We start from the raw sequence: 15,316 nt of genomic DNA, 5'->3' as shown, positions 1-15,316 counted from the left end.
AAGTCCGGCAGGATAAGGCAACTAGGGCTACCACCTTCGCTAGGGCTTGGTGTTAGCCAAGTTTTCTTTATCCTACGATGCAAGTGGTTAAGTCCGGCAGGATAAGGCAACTAGGGCTACCACCTTCGCTAGGGCTTGGTGTTAGCCAAGTTTTCTTTATCGCTGAAGCTCGGCGAAAGCCGGGTTTTCTTTATACTAACAGAAAGTATAAGTTTTGGGCAGATAGCATAAGTGCAACTAAGGCTTCCGCCTACGCCAGAGGCTTGGCGCAAGCCAAGTTTTCTTTATCTATTTATTTTTCCGCGTGGATTTAAAGCTTTAATTAAAAAAATATTCACTTCAATTTGTCAGAGTTTTTTGTCTTCGTGATCACGAAAGCAGGAGCGTGAGCCGATCTGATCGAATATATTATATATACCGAACCGTTTTTGGAATATTTATTCGTGTGGAGAAGAAGGGAAGATCTTTTGATGATATTAGATCTGAATTCTCGAGAGAAAGTGAAAAGACTTATACGTACGGGTAAATCTGAAGAGGTCCTCAAGGGTGAGCTTGTGATCGAAGATGAGGTCGTGCGAAAGGCTTTAGCCTGTGAACATGTGGGATTTGAAGAAAAAAAGAGTTTTGTAGAGTCCTTTGGGCTTGATCTCATTACGGTTTCTCCTCAGGCAATGAATGAGAGCAAGCAGATTAAAGACCTAAGTAGCAAAGACTATCAATTCCCAGATTTGCAAAAGTGGGTGACCCAAACGGAATGTTTCACTTTTGCAATTTTGGATGGAGCATTTGAACGAGGAATTCAGACGCAAGGAATGGGAGAGTTTTTTCGTTTACTAAGAACTGCCCCCACAGCGTTACAAGAATGGAATCAAGCGGTAGAAAAGCTTAATCTTAATTTAGTTCAGAGACTGGAAGCGGAAGGGGTCGACGGAATCATCCTAGCTGATGATGTGGCCTATGCGGGAGGATTGATGGTCCATCCGCAAAGCTTAAAAGATCATTTTATGCCATCTCTTGCGCGTCAAGTTGAGGAAATTAAACGCTCAGGGCTCACCGTTTTTTATCATTCGGATGGAAATTACCGAATGGTATTAGACGATATCCTTCAAGCCGGGTTTGATGGCTTGCACTGTATTGATCGAAATTCCAACATGGAAATAGCGGAATTGCAAAAGGAAGTTGGAGATCAAATCTGTCTTTGGGGGCACCTAGATGTGCAGGACCTTGAAGAAGTGGTTCAAGATCTGGGAAGTTTAGAACAACAAACCAAATCAATTAAGAATTTGGCGTCTGGACATCGTTTCCTTCTAGGAACGAGCAGTGGCTTATTTGAGGGAATGAATATCCAAGGGTTAAAGGAACTTTATCAAAATCTAAAATAAGAAAACCCGCATCACAAGGCACAAAGCCTTTACACAAAGGAATTGGGGAGGGTAATCGTAAAAAACGTACCCTGACCGAGTTTGCTATCTACTTTAATATTTCCCTGATGCCCTTTGACAATCCCCTCGGCAATGGCTAAACCAAGTCCTGATCCGCCGGTTTGTTTGGAACGTGCTTTATCCGCCCGGTAAAAGCGGTCAAAGAGGTGGGGTAAATGTTCAGGCGAAATGCCTTCACCGGTATCTCGAACCTGAATTAAGGTATTTCCGTTCTGTTGCTGGAGGTGAACGAAAATTTTTCCTTGAGCGGGAGTATGCTTGAGCGCATTGTCCAAAAGGATAACCAAGAGTTGTCTTAACTTGTTTTCGTCTCCAAGCATGAGAATGTTCGGTGGAGAAGAGAACGTAAGCTCAACTTGTTGCTTTGTCGCTAAGGGTTGAAAAGATTCAACGGTCATTTGCAGGGCAGAGGTCAAGGAAAATTCCTTTAGATCTAAAACATGTTGATTCGAATCGGCGCGGGCTAAGAAGAGAAGATCATTGATGAGCTGAGTTAAACGTTTAACTTCAAAATCAATGTAGCTTAGCCATTTCTTCTGGCTCGCTACCGTTTCCTCACCATTTCCTTGAACCAACTCTAAATTAGTTTGGATCACGGCTAAAGGAGTCCGTAATTCATGGGAGGCGTCTGCTACAAAATCCTGCTGACGATGCCAGGATTGAATGATGGGTTGAAGGGCTCGGTTCGCGAGGTAACGACTGGCAAAGTAAGCGATAATAAGATAAATAATTCCGAGTGTGGTGAGGGTTAAGAGAAGAAAATGCAAAATATTCTTGTCTCGATCCACGCTTACAAAAGCCAGGATTTGTTCAGCGTTTGGGGAAGAAGGTGGAGTTATTAAATAAGAGTAGGCTGTGTCATGAAGATCAATTTCCCCACGAGGGCCTTCTTGCGAGAGGTGTTGGGCTAGAACGGATAATTGTTTCGTATCGATATTGTTGGGAATATCAGAGGAATGCTCAATGATGTTACCAGCCGAGTCAAGCTTTAGATAAAAGTAGAGTGAGGTATGATGATTAGAGTTAGTGCTATTGGCCGTGGCGGAAACAGAATTTGTGGCCGCTGCATCTGAGGTGATAAGTTGGAGCATTTGCTGGGATTGATTAAAGATGACCGCCTCCATCATGAGGTAGGTGCCCCCTAGCAGTAGAAAGCAAAGTAGAGCCATAACAGCAATGTTAATACGCGTCAGTTTCATACGAAGTTCTGTAAACATCAGATAACTCCTTCTAATGATATTCTTTGAGGGAATAGCCCAAACCGCGCACGGTCTCAATTTTGACAGTCCGAGTCTTCAACTTTTTGCGGAGATAATGGATATAGATTTCGACATTACCCATCTCGACGTCGGAATCTAATCCCCAAACGCGATTCAAAATTTGTTCCTTGGTAATGACTTGTCCAGGGTTGCGCATTAAAAGTTCAAGTAAAGAGGATTCCTTGAGGGTGAGTTTTATGCTTACCTCCCCGATTGTGACTTCGCTATGAGATGGGTCGAGAAGGACATCGCCAACCTGAAGTTTTTCACTGAGAAACTGTTGACTGGGGCGGCGGGCTAAGGCGCGAATACGCGCGAGAAGCTCTTCGGTTGCAAAAGGCTTGATCAGATAATCATCAGCACCCGCATCCAAACCTTCCACCCGATCGGTGACCGTGTCTTTGGCCGTGAGTAGAAGCACAGGCGTAATAATTCCTTGTTTGCGAAGATCTCTTAAGACGTTGAGTCCTTCTTTACGAGGAAGCATACGATCGAGAATAATAAGGTCATAAGCATCACTTTCAGCCATCAGTTGACCGGTTTCCCCATCAAAGGTGAGGTCAACTCCATAATTTTGTTTTTTGAGAATAAAGGCCAGAGCCTCGGCCAGTCGTTCTTCGTCTTCAATGAGCAGTAAACGCATAGCATCGATTCCTTTCTATACGTCATTAATTCATTCTTTCCCATATTCTTTCTCAATCTTACCTTAAAAATCTTAGAATAACATTAATTTTCTTGGGCCTCGTGAACTAAAGAAGTCCCCCTTTAACGTAAGTAGCGTTGACGGGGACTTCTTTAAGCAGACTCTTTTTGGCTATATCTTATATAAGAACCATATACACGTATTGAGTTGCCTTTAAATAGGGCTATTTGAGAGATAACCGAGGAATAAATTCTGGAGATACATTAAAGAGCTAGGCATAAAAGCCTAGCTCTTTAATGTTAAAACCTCCTGCGTCTCCTTCCTCTTATCCAGATGATAATCCGATGATTTAGAAGATTACCCCGAGAGCAATAAGGATTAAAATAGCAATTGCAATAATTCCTACGCCAGTGCCGCCACCAACAGGGGCAATAGGGGGACAACATGCTCCGCCATAACCCATTCCGAACATGACCTTACCTCCTTCAGAAATTTTTTTTTAGACCGGATTTAGAATACGATTCCCATTGCGATAAGCAGAAGAATGATAACAACTACGATCGCAATACCTGTCAAAGAACGAGGAAGAAAACCGTCAACGACTCCAGCACCCAACGCCATCTGCATATCCTCCTTTACCTTAAGATAGTACATACTATGCTTTGTCTACGAAAATTGCCACAATATGGGAAAACTCCGGGAGCGCGATTTACTTGGCAAGGTGTAAGTATTGCGATCCTTAGAACGTGGATGTAAAGAAGGGCGGCTATCTGGCCGCCCAATTTATTATACTAACAGAAAGTGTAAATTTCTGGCAGATAGCATAAGTGCAACCAGCGGTTTTCGCTTTCGCAAGCTCGGCGAAAGCCAAGTTTTCTTTACTGGCTAACGAAGGTGATAGCACGTAACGGGATACGCACAACGGGACGGATTCCATCAATTGGCGTACCGATATTGGAGAACAGGAGCGCATTGGTTAACAAGGCCACACCATCTTGAATTCCTCCAAAGTTACCGGTCCAGAATCCTGCGTCCATACCGACCCGGAGTGATGCTCCAATTGGAAAGGTATCAAAAAGCCCTAAAATGAAGGGCACAGGTGTAAAAGGTGTTCCGAATAGTGACATGGTATAACCCCTCTCTTATTTTTTTATTAGGCCTCTGGATAGGCCTCAAAAGATGAGAAGAAGAAGGGCTTTTCTGTTTCTTGATATAAATTATGAAGCTTGACCAGAAATGTTACACGTAGTTGATTTTTTGTGGAAGATGTAAAAGAGCCCTCGGGATTGTCCTGGGGGCTAAATAGATTAGACAAACACAACAGTGGCTACTACAAAACATGCATAAAACCCTGCCGCCCATGCAAGTCTACTTGCGGAAAGCTTATGGTTACGTAATGACAACCAGAGGAAAGCGATGGATACTATAGTAAATAACCCTGCCAATGCGAGATAGGTGTCAAATAACCAAGGTGTAAATAGTATTCCTAGAGCACTTGGAATTGTGGCCTGAATCATCATTGAACCACTTATGTTTGCTAAAGCTAACCTTTCTTTTCCTTGTCTCACCCATATTATAGCATTCAATATTTCAGGAAGTTCAGTCGCTATTGGGCTTAGAAATAATGCTACAATGTGAGGTGCTATTCCGATTGCTAGACTTAAATAATCTAAGTTCTTAACAAAAATCTGGGAACCAACAGCAATTAGAGCAAGTGATATAAGAGTTTGGCCCAAAACCCATCGGGTTTCTGGAGTTTTAGTTCTAGGACGGAATTTAAGAGGTTCGAGTATTTCTTTATGGTTATCAGCAGTTTCTTTCATTTCAGTGAAAAAATAGAATCCGTAAGCTGCCAGGAACAAAAAGGCCATTAATGGCTTACCTTGGAATACCATAAAACCTAAAGCAACCTTGAAGACGAAAATGCCTAAAAACCAAAGTTGATCCCGGCCAAGTTTACTATCGCCTAAGTCGATGTCTATTCCTCGAGCTCGTTTCTTACGAAAGTAGATAATACCTAGTCCAACAATAGCATAGGCAAGAGTACTTAAGACCAGTGGCCCTCCAAGAGCCGCCCCCACTCCAACGTCTTTTTGATTTGCATTAGCTCCAAAAACTACTGCGATAAATGTGACGACACTCTCAGGAAGAGCAGTGCCAAATGCGGCCAAAATCGTACCGACAGCATTTTTTGAGATATTGAATTTTAATCCCACCCATTCAATTCCATTTACGAATAATTCGCAGCTAAAATAGATTAATATTGCAGAAATCATCAGTGCTGTTAACGTTAAGACCATTGTTATCCTCCTTTTAAAAAAATAGAGACTTTTGACGTACCGTAATACGTCAAAAGTCTCGTTACGCTTTTCAGCGAAATAGTGCCAGGCTTCAAGCCACCAGACTTCAAGCCAGAATGTTGACACTATTTTATAACTACTCCCTTTTGCCTTTCAATATTAGCATATGAAACCAATAAAGTAAATGTAACCAAATGCTTTCTTTAAAGCCTCTATAAAATAGGACCATAATTACCCAATATTCATTAGAAAAGAGGTGATAATATATATGATTGCCTTAAAGTAGTGTGTAATAAATTATCTTTACCGCATATTGAATAAGGGGAGGTAAATTCATGAAGAAATTAAGGAAAGTTATGTCATTCTTGTTAGCAGCTACACTGCTTTTAGTAAACAGTAATAGTGTTTTAGCGGCAAATAACCAAAAGGCCAACGATGAGACTTGGGAGGCTCGAAGAGCCTATATTGAAGAAAACATGATCAAATTAGGTTCTCAAGGTTTTGACAACGTTGATGAGTGGTTACAACTTAATGGTGTTGAAAAAGTCAAACTTAAAGCTTCTTCAAAAGATAAAGATGATGTCATTAGTCCAATGAGTGATCCCGGCAATATTTCCATTTATTCAATTGACGGTTATTTTGATTCACTTGCAAAGAAATATTTGGTAAAAGGCTGGTGGTCGTGGAATAGTACCTCTTATGTTGATTCTACGACTGGAGCATTAGAAGGTGTTGCTCTTTCAATGAGCAATACAGATTTCTCGCCAGCTACAGGATACGTTTTGGCCTCAAATCCTGCTGGTATTGCAGTTTACGATCAGGCAGGTAACTACTATTCGAACACGGGAGCAACATCGAAGATTGATTCTTCGGGTGTTAGCTATATCTACCAAGATGCATGGTTGGGTACTCAATACAGAGGTTATAAGGGACAAGCGTGGTTTTGGATGACAACTCCTCCAACAACATCTTCTTCTAATCCTATTTACTTAAAGATGCATTATATCCATACTTGGACAGGTGCAAATCTTGAAACTTTCGGATTGAAATGGCAACCCGGTGCTCCGCCAGAACTAAATATGACTTTTTCAACCGTTCCGGCACAATGGCCTGCAACAAACCAAATAACTATATATAACTGGCCGTATAACTAATGACCAAAGATATTTTGCGAAGAACCATACTATTTATAATTATAGCTTGTCTGATTTTCACAACCGGATGTGCTACTAATAAACAAGACAATATTTCTGTAGATAAGGATAAGTTGGTATCGGTTCTCAATGAAAAATACTCCACGGATAAAAATTTGAAACTAATCGGAGATAATGAAAAAGTCGAGGATAATTACATCACGGTTGTATCTTATGATGATTTGGCAAACACGCATTATGTAGACATCGTAACCTTTTCTGTTAACAAGAAAGATAGTTCAATTACTTTTCTAAACAATAAGGGAGGAAGGGCTGATACTAAACAACCATTATCTATTTCTAGTGCCGGGGAAATTTTTAATAATAAAAACTCTTATTTAATCACTTATGGAGAAGTTTACGACAACAAATTATCCAGTATAGAACTAGAATATAATGATGGTCAGAAAAAAACTCAGGAAATTACTAATAATGGGTTCTTAGTCATTACTAAAGGTGATTTTCTGGGGATTAACAAGTTATCAGCTTTTAATCAAAACAATGAAGTCGTATACTCTTTCCCTTAGACTTTTTGAATCTCTGAGAAAGCATCTTCATCCATCGGATGAGGATGCCTTCTTTGTGTGCCACGCATGGCGATTAACTAGGTGGTGAAAGTCCACTATGGGGGCTTGTAGTTGACAACCATTAGCCTAGAACGACGGTATCCACCGTAGATTCTAAACTAAAAAACAGACCAAAACTGTGCAAAAAAGCCCGATTGGTATTCCTTTAAGATACCAACTGGGCTTTTTTATAGATAGATAAAATTTAAAGATAATTGAAAATGGGATGAAGCGCATAACCCTTTATTTATTGAAGAGATTGAAAAGAACCTGGGACGAATTCCGGAATGATTATTATTACAATTAAAGCGTGGCATATTAACGCCCCAAGAAGCATATTACTTGATTCAATCTAAGCCTAAGTTAGAGGTTGCCTGTATTCAAAGCCTTTGCTCTCATTCCTACACTCCATTCACCAAATATTCCACCTGATTGTAACCATTTCGCATGGTACAATCTTATAGAGGTGGGATTTTTTATGCTAGTTAGTCCAATGTTGCTCCAACCCATAATAGAACCCTTTGATGATTCTGACTGGCTCAGCGAACTCAAGCTTGATGGGATTCGCCTTGTTTATTCAAATATGGAGAGAAGAAATCTCTATACCTGACACAATAACAATATTACAGACCGTTTTCCTGAATTAAACTTTGATCTACCTAAAGGGGTTATCTTGGACGGGGAAATGATAAAGGCCGATCATGAGGGCAAACCGGACTTTAATCGCTTATGAGTCGTTTCAGTATTCAGAATAAAGAGAAGGGTAACCGTCTTGCCCAACGCGAACCCGTAACCTATTGCGTTTTTGATGTTTTGTATTATAACGGAGAGAACATCACACACTGGCCATTACTCGATCGAAAGAAGTTGCTTGAAGAACTCATTCCAGAAGAAAATCAATCATTGGCTAAAGTACGCTATATTAAAGGTCATGGAAAAGCTCTTTTTGATGCTTGCTGCGCCCAGAAGCTTGAAGGAATTGTGCTTAAGAAAGCCAGTAGCTCTTATAGAGTGGGCAAACGTCCAAAAGATGTTTGGTATAAAGTCGTTAACTACAGTTATGCTGATGTTTGGATCACCGGCTATCGTAAATCGGAATTTGGCTGGCTCTTAGCTTTTGAAGACGGTCGTCCTGCCGGAATAATGGAGTTAGGCGTAATTCCTTCAATAAAGAAGAAATTCTATATTGCATCCAAATCAATGGCCAAGAAAGAGAATGGCGATTTTGTTTATTTTATGGGGCAAAGTTTAAAATGCCGAGTTAAGTATAGGAATTTAACGAAATCGGGTTTATTGAGATTTCCTTCGTGTGTAGATTTAGAAGTTTTCGTTTAGATATAAAACCAGATGATATATCTTGAGGATATATCATCTGGTTATTTTTTCATTCTTAATATAACTCTAATATTTTTGTCCAGCTGAGATTCTTGAAATGTTTTTCTTGGTAATAAGAAAAAATAACGTAAAACTTCTGATTATCATCTAGTTGTTTATTATGTGAAAAATTATACCGTAAAGATATCGGAAAAACTTTATCATTATATGTGAATCCATCTGCAATTGTTAATCTCACTTCATTCTCGCCAGAAACAACATTATTGTTTATTAAGGCTTTAATTGCTTTTTTTCCAGTACGCGAGTCATAACCAATACTAATATTATCAAGAGAATTATTGGGCCCTTTGATATCTAAAAATCGGTACCCTAGAGGCGTGTATATATATATTGTATAAAAATATCCCTTTGTTTTATCTACCAACGGCTTCTTTGAACTGCTATCAAGAGTTATTACTAATTCATTTTTATCCGTGTAAGTTATAGATTGATCAGAAGGAAATGCATTCATTTTTGCTGATAGATTAATGTCTGTTGGTGAAATATCAGAATTTAACTGTATCCAATAAAATACACAAACTACAATTAAAAGAACAAATAGAACGACTCCATATTTTAACATAGAACGACGACTCATATTATTATTTCACCTCCAATAATACCAATGATACTGGATGAACATATGCAGTAGATAGATTATTAGACTATCTACTGCATATGTTATATAGAATTATTCTATTGGCCACGAAGAAATAGTTGTAAAGGGGCCTATTGCTGACCAACTTACTACTTCAGGTGAAAGGGTGACCGATAAACCACTAGCCGAAATTCCTACTCCGGAAATGGTACCTGAATTATAGGTATGCACCAATTTTGAACGTAAGTATACACTCCCACTTGTTGGAGGTGCAGTCATCCAAATCCAGCCTTGACCTTTATCTCCGGTATAGTTACCTGAATTATATTTATCAGCAATTGTCCAGGCGACACCCGCGTTTTGAACATCGAAATCTGAGCTCCACATAGCGTCTACGGCATAAGCTGTTGAAGTATACCCCGAAATATTGATGGTTCCATCCCCGTTATCAACAATAACGCTATTTCCACCAGTTATAGTGACGTAAGATTGGGGCGAGACTATCATATTTGCTTGTTGGGGAGATGCTAAGGCAGTATTTGCTCCTACTAGTAGAAATACCATAACAAGCATTGCGAAAAGTTTTTTCATATTTTCTCCTTCTTTCCTTTTTATAGGTTACATTTAATAGAGTGTTTAACAATATAAAAGGTTACACGATTAAGATTTATTCCGAAGAATATTTCTGTTCTGATGTAATAAAAGATTTTCCTATAAAATTGACGACATTGTCGGGTAATTTTCCTCGGGTACGCCTTCCGTCATCGGGCTTAATCCCGAATTCAAGTAGCTTGAACGTTGTATCACGCCAGCCCCGAATCTTTGCCGAATCGAATCCACGACTTGATCCAGTTTACGGTTCCTCTCATAATCTTTGGTGAAGAGGGAGAGTTGCACAAAATCATCTGAACACAAGTCGGATACACTAACCCCCATGTGCCTGATCGGTTGACCTTGCCATTTCTCAGCAAATAGCTCCTTGGTGATTTCCCAAATTTCATCCGTACAATCAGTGGATTCTTGAACCTTACGCTGGTGCGAATAGGAGAGAAATTCATTGGTGCGAAAAGATATACTGATGAGTCTTGCTCGAACGTGTTCTTGCCTTAGTCTTGCACTTACGGTTTCCACAAGCGAGAGAAGTACTAAGTGAGCTGTATTACGATCCTCCGCGTCAAATGAAAGGGTAGTCGAATTTCCAAGCCCTTTCATCGGCACACTGCCGCCCGGTTTAACAGGGGAGTTCTCAATGCCGTTCGCATAATTCCAGATCAGCCTACCAGGGCTCTTTAAACTACTCAGTAACTTCGGATCACAGTTGGCAAATTCCCCAATCGTTCGGATTCCTCGATCCTTCAATTTCTTATTCGTGGCTCTCCTGACATGTCTAGTAACTGGGTCACCCCCAATAACTGAAGAAACAGTTCTTAAATCAAGTGAGTCACCATGTTGAAGCTTATCAACAGCAACCCACGACAAATAGCCCCCTGTGTTACGATAGTTGTCGTAGGGACTAAAGAAGAGTATCAAAATGAAATTCGCAGTATATTTAAAGCTAAATATTCTTTTGACCAGATTTTGGGGCAAAGCGCTATTATTAAACGGACTAAAGAGCTGGCAAAACGATTTGCTCGTAGTAAAGCAAATATCTTAATCATTGGGGAAAGCGGCTCAGGAAAGGAACTTTGGGCCCATGCCATTCATCAGGAGAGTGATCGCGCGGACAATGCGTTTGTAAGTATTAATTGCGGGGCAATTCCAGAGAATCTATTGGAAAGTGAACTCTTTGGTTACGAGGAGGGGGCTTTTACTGGCGCTAAGAAAGGTGGAAAGCTCGGAAAGTTCCAACTCGCCAATGGAGGGACTCTGTTTTTGGATGAGATTGGAGATATGCCTCTGATGATGCAGGTAAAGATTCTTAGGGCTTTACAGGAACGTGAGGTTGAGCGAGTCGGGGGCCGAGAAGCCGAGAAAGTGGATGTCCGGATTATTGCTGCAACTCACTGCAACTTGGAGCAGATGGTCAAAGAAGGAACGTTTCGCGAGGATCTCTATTATCGGCTTTATGTGTTATCCCTTCAATTACCGGCGCTTAGGGAAAATGCCGAGGACATTCCGCTGCTGATTCAGCACTTTGTCACAGAATACTGTAACCATGCTGGAATAATTAAACGGTTTGTGCCGGAGGTAATTGAAGTATTATGCAATTATTCTTGGCCTGGCAATATCCGAGAATTAAGCGCCTTGGTTGAACGTTTGCTGGTTAGCGTGGATTCTGAAGTGGTGTCCGTGAGGGATTTGCCTGTAAATATTTGTTTAGCGGGAAAGTCAAAGCATCAGGAGGGTACGTGTACGTTAGACCGAGTGCTCGAAGAAGTTGAGCTCGACCTCATTAAGAAAGCGTTACTTATCGCTCATCATAGTAAAACAGAGGCAGCCCGAATCCTGGGAATTCCTAGGACACGGCTCTATCGTAAAATCGAACAATATGGATTGGAAAACTTAACGGATAGAAATGTTGCGAGATAGGACAGTGTAATGAAATAGAACAGGGTGCATTCGATTGGCCTATGTTGTGAATGTGAGATCTTTAACAAGAGAAGTTTGTAACAATACGTTACAAACTTCTCTTGACTCATGGTCAAAATCATTCTTGGTTCGGCAAAGTAGTGAGAAGAATTGGGCATACCTCTAAATTTGTAAAACCATAAGTGGCAGGGAGTCCAAGCTTTTTCTGAAAAAAATTGTGAAAAAAAGTATGAACTAAGATGATGTGGCATAAGATTTGCGTTTAATATAGTCGAAAGTCAAAAAAACCTGTCGAAAAGGAGGAATAAACGTGGCAAAGGTGGTTACTGCAGCCGAGGCGATAAAAATGATACCTAATGGAGTATGCGTTGGGGTCACTGGATTTGCTGGCTCTGGACATGCGGAAGTCATTACCTCGGAACTTGAAAACCAATTTTTAAGTGAAGGACATCCCCGAGATCTAACGCTTTTTCATTGTGCAGGTATAGGGGATGGAAAAACCATGGGGACAGGGCATTTCGGGTACGAAGGACTCATTAAGCGGGTTATTGGAGGACATTATAATTTAGCCCCCCGGGTGGTGAAACTTGCTGTTGAGAACAAAATTGAAGCGTACAACTTTCCTCAGGGTACCTTGGCCCAGTTAACTCGTGATATGGCTGCGGGTAAGCCGGGTACTATCACTCGAGTAGGACTAAAAACCTTTGTGGATCCGCGCGTTGAAGGTGGAAAGCTCAATACTAAAACTCAGGAAGACCTGGTAGAGGTCATTGAGCTCCTAGGGCAAGAGTGGCTGTTCTATAAAGGGTTTAAAGTGGATGTCGCAATCATTCGAGCAACCTCTGCCGACGAGCGAGGAAATTTGAGTATTGAAAAAGAGGCAGTTTCGCTAGAGATTCTCTCAATGGCACAAGTGGCAAAACGATCGGGTGGAATTGTTATTGCTCAAGTAGAACGGATGGTTTCAGCGGGTTCATTGGATCCGAAACTCGTTAAAGTACCCGGTATTCTCGTGGACTATATCGTTTTAGCACCTGCTGGTGAGCAATGGCAAACCTTTGTCGAGGCCTACAATCCAGCGTATTCGGGTGAAGCACGGGTCCCAGTAGGACAACTGGAAGTAATGGCGCTCGATGAGAGAAAAGTGATAGCGCGAAGGGCTGCGTTGGAACTCATCCCCGATGCTGTGGTTAACCTTGGAATTGGAATGCCTGAAGGAATTGCCATGATAGCAAATGAAGAAGGAATTGCCAGTCAAATGACGCTTACTGTTGAAGCGGGTGGAGTGGGCGGAATTCCTGCCGGAGGAATAAGCTTTGGAGCATCGACAAACGTTGAGGCACTCATCGACCAACCCTATCAGTTTGATTTCTATGATGGTGGCGGTCTAGATGTAGCTTTTCTCGGGCTCGCGCAAATGGATCAGTATGGCAATATCAACGTCAGCAAATTCGGGCCCAAAATTGCAGGTTGTGGTGGATTTATTAATATCACCCAAAATACCAAGAAAGTCATCTTCTGCGGCACAATGACCGCTGGTGGCTTGAAAACCCAAGTGACCAATGGACAACTCAAAATTCTTCAGGAAGGGAAAATCCATAAATTAATTGACAGTGTGGAGCAGATCACGTTCTCGGGAGAATATGCTCAGAGTGTCAATCAGCCGGTCCTCTACATTACGGAACGTGCTGTATTCGAACTTACTTCTCAAGGTGTGATGCTCACGGAAATTGCCCCTGGGATTGACCTAGAAAACGATGTACTTGCTCACTTAGAATTTACACCACTAATCTCTTCAAACCTTAAGACAATGGATCTGCGGATCTTTCAAAATGGACCGATGAATATTAATGTGCCTCAAGCAGCTAAATAAGTTAGGGGGATTGCCATGTTAGGTGTTATTGGAATCTTACTAGGTCTGGGTCTTCTCATGTTTATGGCGTATAAAGGTTACTCCGTTATTTTCTTCGCCCCGGTATTCGCTTTATTGGCCGCGGTCTTATCCGGGTTGGCCCTGTTGCCGACGTACACTGAAGTTTTCTTGCCGAACCTTGCGAACTATGTCAAAGTGTATTTCCCATTTTTCCTCTTAGGAGCGGTATTTGGTAAAGCCATGGAGGAATCAGGTGCAGCGGCTTCGATCGCCAAAGCAATCGTTAAGAAGCTCGGAACCAAACAAGCGATTCTCTCCGTTGTTCTCTCCTGTGCCATCCTGACTTATGGTGGTGTAAGTCTCTTCGTTGTGGCCTTTGCAGTTTATCCGTTTGCAGCAAACATCTTCAGAGAAGCCAATATCCCCAAACGTTTGATTCCTGCGACCATCGCCCTCGGTGCTTTTACGTTCACGATGGATGCACTTCCAGGAACTCCTCAGATTCAGAACTCGATTCCTATGAAATTTTTCAATACAGATCTCTATGCTGCCCCGGTTACCGGTATCATCGGTTCGCTCATGATTTTCGGCTCTGGTATGCTCTACCTTGAATGGCGAAGACGTAAAGCTCAAGCCGCTGGCGAAGGTTACGGTGTTCATGCCGCTCAAGAACCCGAAATGATTGATGACAGTACCTTATCGAATCCACTCTTGTCAACGATTCCTCTGATTTCGGTGTTGGTCGTTACCTTGATTCTCCAAAAGGCGGTATTCCCTCATTGGAATATTGTGGATTGGGCAGTTCAAGCTCCCTACAAAATGGATAAGGCCGGCATCATCGGAACGATGAACAATTGGGCACTCATGATTGGCTTGGCCGTCGGTATTCTTCTCGCCTTCATCATCAACCCCAAGAAAATGAAAGGAAATGTGGCAAAAGCGATTAACGCCGGTGCCATCGGATCCTTACTCGCCGTCATGAACACAGGCTCCGAAGTCGGCTTCGGAAATGTTATCAAATCTCTTCCCGGTTTCCAATCGATTGCCCACGCCTTAATGAATATTCGTGGTGGTGGCAGCCCGCTTCTTTCTGAAGCTGTGACGGTTAACGTTTTGGCTGGTGTGACCGGTTCTGCTTCCGGTGGTATGAGCATCGCACTTGATGCGTTTGGCAAAGACTATCTGGCTATGGCTCAAAAAGTGGGATTAAGCCCCGAACTCTTACACCGCATTGCGGCAATGTCTTCCGGCGGTATGGATACCCTGCCTCATAATGGTGCGGTTATCACGTTGCTAGCCATCACGGGTATGACGCATAAGCAAGCTTATAAAGATATCTTCGCCTTGACCTTGATGAAAATAGTCACTCCACTTGTTTTAATTGGCTTGACTTCGATTTTCCACTTTGTTTAATTTAAATAATCTGAGGAGGCATTTAATATGGAATTCGAATTAACTGAAATCCAAAGCTTAATCCAAAGTACTGTTAAGGAATTTGCTCAAACGGCTGTCGCTCCGATCGCGGCTGAGATCGATAGA

At 41.7% G+C, this 15,316-nt stretch carries 16 protein-coding genes; 8 read left to right on the top strand and 8 right to left on the bottom strand.

Annotated features, from left to right (window positions below):
• Positions 1 to 470 precede the first annotated feature (470 nt).
• Positions 471 to 1,382 (top strand): uroporphyrinogen decarboxylase family protein, encoded by a 912-nt coding sequence (locus VM640_RS01205; RefSeq protein ID WP_325389085.1) that lies wholly within the window; start codon positions 471 to 473, stop codon positions 1,380 to 1,382.
• Positions 1,383 to 1,411: 29 nt separating this feature from the next.
• Here VM640_RS01205 and VM640_RS01200 read toward each other — a convergent pair whose 3' ends face one another.
• From VM640_RS01200 to VM640_RS01180, 5 genes are all read right to left on the bottom strand, one after another.
• Complete coding sequence (locus VM640_RS01200; RefSeq protein ID WP_325389083.1) at positions 1,412 to 2,659, bottom strand: sensor histidine kinase; 1,248 nt, start codon at positions 2,657 to 2,659, stop codon at positions 1,412 to 1,414.
• 13 nt (positions 2,660 to 2,672) lie between these two features.
• The gene (locus tag VM640_RS01195; protein ID WP_325389081.1) at positions 2,673 to 3,344 is read right to left on the bottom strand and encodes a response regulator transcription factor; all 672 of its coding nucleotides are present in this window, start codon (positions 3,342 to 3,344) and stop codon (positions 2,673 to 2,675) included.
• 349 nt (positions 3,345 to 3,693) lie between these two features.
• Complete coding sequence (locus tag VM640_RS01190) at positions 3,694 to 3,816, bottom strand: hypothetical protein (protein WP_325389079.1); 123 nt, start codon at positions 3,814 to 3,816, stop codon at positions 3,694 to 3,696.
• A gap of 406 nt (positions 3,817 to 4,222) precedes the next feature.
• Positions 4,223 to 4,471 (bottom strand): SH3 domain-containing protein, encoded by a 249-nt coding sequence (locus tag VM640_RS01185; RefSeq protein ID WP_325389077.1) that lies wholly within the window; start codon positions 4,469 to 4,471, stop codon positions 4,223 to 4,225.
• Between the two features lie 180 nt (positions 4,472 to 4,651).
• Positions 4,652 to 5,644, bottom strand: a complete 993-nt coding sequence (locus tag VM640_RS01180; RefSeq protein WP_325389075.1) for a sodium:calcium antiporter — start codon at positions 5,642 to 5,644, stop codon at positions 4,652 to 4,654.
• A gap of 335 nt (positions 5,645 to 5,979) precedes the next feature.
• Between VM640_RS01180 and VM640_RS01175 the strand changes: the two genes are divergently transcribed.
• From VM640_RS01175 to VM640_RS01160, 4 genes are all read left to right on the top strand, one after another.
• On the top strand, positions 5,980 to 6,798 hold the full coding sequence (locus VM640_RS01175; protein WP_325389073.1) for a hypothetical protein: 819 nt from the start codon (positions 5,980 to 5,982) through the stop codon (positions 6,796 to 6,798).
• Positions 6,798 to 7,364 carry a hypothetical protein gene (locus tag VM640_RS01170; protein ID WP_325389071.1) on the top strand — a complete coding sequence of 189 codons (567 nt, stop codon included), beginning with the start codon at positions 6,798 to 6,800 and terminating at the stop codon, positions 7,362 to 7,364. The genes VM640_RS01175 and VM640_RS01170 overlap by 1 nt, the downstream gene beginning before the upstream one ends.
• Positions 7,365 to 7,881: 517 nt before the next feature.
• On the top strand, positions 7,882 to 8,013 hold the full coding sequence (locus VM640_RS01165; protein WP_325389069.1) for a hypothetical protein: 132 nt from the start codon (positions 7,882 to 7,884) through the stop codon (positions 8,011 to 8,013).
• Between the two features lie 119 nt (positions 8,014 to 8,132).
• Complete coding sequence (locus tag VM640_RS01160; protein ID WP_325389067.1) at positions 8,133 to 8,738, top strand: ATP-dependent DNA ligase; 606 nt, start codon at positions 8,133 to 8,135, stop codon at positions 8,736 to 8,738.
• 55 nt (positions 8,739 to 8,793) lie between these two features.
• Here the strand turns inward: VM640_RS01160 and VM640_RS01155 are convergent, their stop codons facing one another.
• The 3 genes from VM640_RS01155 to VM640_RS01145 form a co-directional block, all read right to left on the bottom strand.
• Positions 8,794 to 9,375: a hypothetical protein gene (locus VM640_RS01155; RefSeq protein WP_325389065.1), complete on the bottom strand. Its 582-nt coding sequence runs from the start codon at positions 9,373 to 9,375 to the stop codon at positions 8,794 to 8,796.
• A 93-nt stretch (positions 9,376 to 9,468) separates the two neighbouring features.
• The gene (locus VM640_RS01150) at positions 9,469 to 9,939 is read right to left on the bottom strand and encodes a hypothetical protein (RefSeq protein WP_325389063.1); all 471 of its coding nucleotides are present in this window, start codon (positions 9,937 to 9,939) and stop codon (positions 9,469 to 9,471) included.
• Between the two features lie 147 nt (positions 9,940 to 10,086).
• Positions 10,087 to 10,854 carry a DinB/UmuC family translesion DNA polymerase gene (locus VM640_RS01145; RefSeq protein WP_325389061.1) on the bottom strand — a complete coding sequence of 256 codons (768 nt, stop codon included), beginning with the start codon at positions 10,852 to 10,854 and terminating at the stop codon, positions 10,087 to 10,089.
• On the opposite strand from VM640_RS01145, the gene VM640_RS01140 reads away from it, so the two are divergent.
• The 3 genes from VM640_RS01140 (at position 10,822) to VM640_RS01130 (ending at position 15,190) form a co-directional block, all read left to right on the top strand.
• Complete coding sequence (locus VM640_RS01140; RefSeq protein ID WP_325389059.1) at positions 10,822 to 11,904, top strand: sigma-54 interaction domain-containing protein; 1,083 nt, start codon at positions 10,822 to 10,824, stop codon at positions 11,902 to 11,904. The two genes, VM640_RS01145 and VM640_RS01140, sit on opposite strands and share 33 nt — an antisense overlap.
• Before the next feature lie 310 nt (positions 11,905 to 12,214).
• Positions 12,215 to 13,777, top strand: a complete 1,563-nt coding sequence (locus tag VM640_RS01135) for an acyl CoA:acetate/3-ketoacid CoA transferase (protein WP_325389057.1) — start codon at positions 12,215 to 12,217, stop codon at positions 13,775 to 13,777.
• A gap of 15 nt (positions 13,778 to 13,792) precedes the next feature.
• Positions 13,793 to 15,190 (top strand): GntP family permease, encoded by a 1,398-nt coding sequence (locus tag VM640_RS01130; RefSeq protein ID WP_325389055.1) that lies wholly within the window; start codon positions 13,793 to 13,795, stop codon positions 15,188 to 15,190.
• The last annotated feature ends 126 nt before the right edge of the window (positions 15,191 to 15,316 follow it).

Source organism: Desulfitobacterium sp. (assembly GCF_035539115.1).
Lineage (GTDB): Bacteria > Bacillota > Desulfitobacteriia > Desulfitobacteriales > Desulfitobacteriaceae > Desulfitobacterium_A.
Note: the sequence above shows the minus strand (reverse complement) of the source record. Positions and strands in the feature narration are given on the sequence as shown.

Excerpts from the sequence above, each read along its gene's own strand:
- VM640_RS01190 (WP_325389079.1), bottom strand. The coding sequence starts at position 3,816 with ATGTTCGGAATGGGTTATGGCGGAGCATGTTGTCCCCCTATTGCCCCT.
- VM640_RS01200 (WP_325389083.1), bottom strand. The coding sequence starts at position 2,659 with ATGTTTACAGAACTTCGTATGAAACTGACGCGTATTAACATTGCTGTT.
- VM640_RS01185 (WP_325389077.1), bottom strand. The coding sequence starts at position 4,471 with ATGTCACTATTCGGAACACCTTTTACACCTGTGCCCTTCATTTTAGGG.
- VM640_RS01140 (WP_325389059.1), top strand. The coding sequence starts at position 10,822 with ATGTTGAAGCTTATCAACAGCAACCCACGACAAATAGCCCCCTGTGTT.
- VM640_RS01150 (WP_325389063.1), bottom strand. The coding sequence starts at position 9,939 with ATGGTATTTCTACTAGTAGGAGCAAATACTGCCTTAGCATCTCCCCAA.
- VM640_RS01170 (WP_325389071.1), top strand. The coding sequence starts at position 6,798 with ATGACCAAAGATATTTTGCGAAGAACCATACTATTTATAATTATAGCT.
- VM640_RS01180 (WP_325389075.1), bottom strand. The coding sequence starts at position 5,644 with ATGGTCTTAACGTTAACAGCACTGATGATTTCTGCAATATTAATCTAT.
- VM640_RS01165 (WP_325389069.1), top strand. The coding sequence starts at position 7,882 with ATGCTAGTTAGTCCAATGTTGCTCCAACCCATAATAGAACCCTTTGAT.
- VM640_RS01205 (WP_325389085.1), top strand. The coding sequence starts at position 471 with ATGATATTAGATCTGAATTCTCGAGAGAAAGTGAAAAGACTTATACGT.
- VM640_RS01160 (WP_325389067.1), top strand. The coding sequence starts at position 8,133 with ATGAGTCGTTTCAGTATTCAGAATAAAGAGAAGGGTAACCGTCTTGCC.
- VM640_RS01195 (WP_325389081.1), bottom strand. The coding sequence starts at position 3,344 with ATGCGTTTACTGCTCATTGAAGACGAAGAACGACTGGCCGAGGCTCTG.
- VM640_RS01175 (WP_325389073.1), top strand. The coding sequence starts at position 5,980 with ATGAAGAAATTAAGGAAAGTTATGTCATTCTTGTTAGCAGCTACACTG.
- VM640_RS01155 (WP_325389065.1), bottom strand. The coding sequence starts at position 9,375 with ATGAGTCGTCGTTCTATGTTAAAATATGGAGTCGTTCTATTTGTTCTT.
- VM640_RS01130 (WP_325389055.1), top strand. The coding sequence starts at position 13,793 with ATGTTAGGTGTTATTGGAATCTTACTAGGTCTGGGTCTTCTCATGTTT.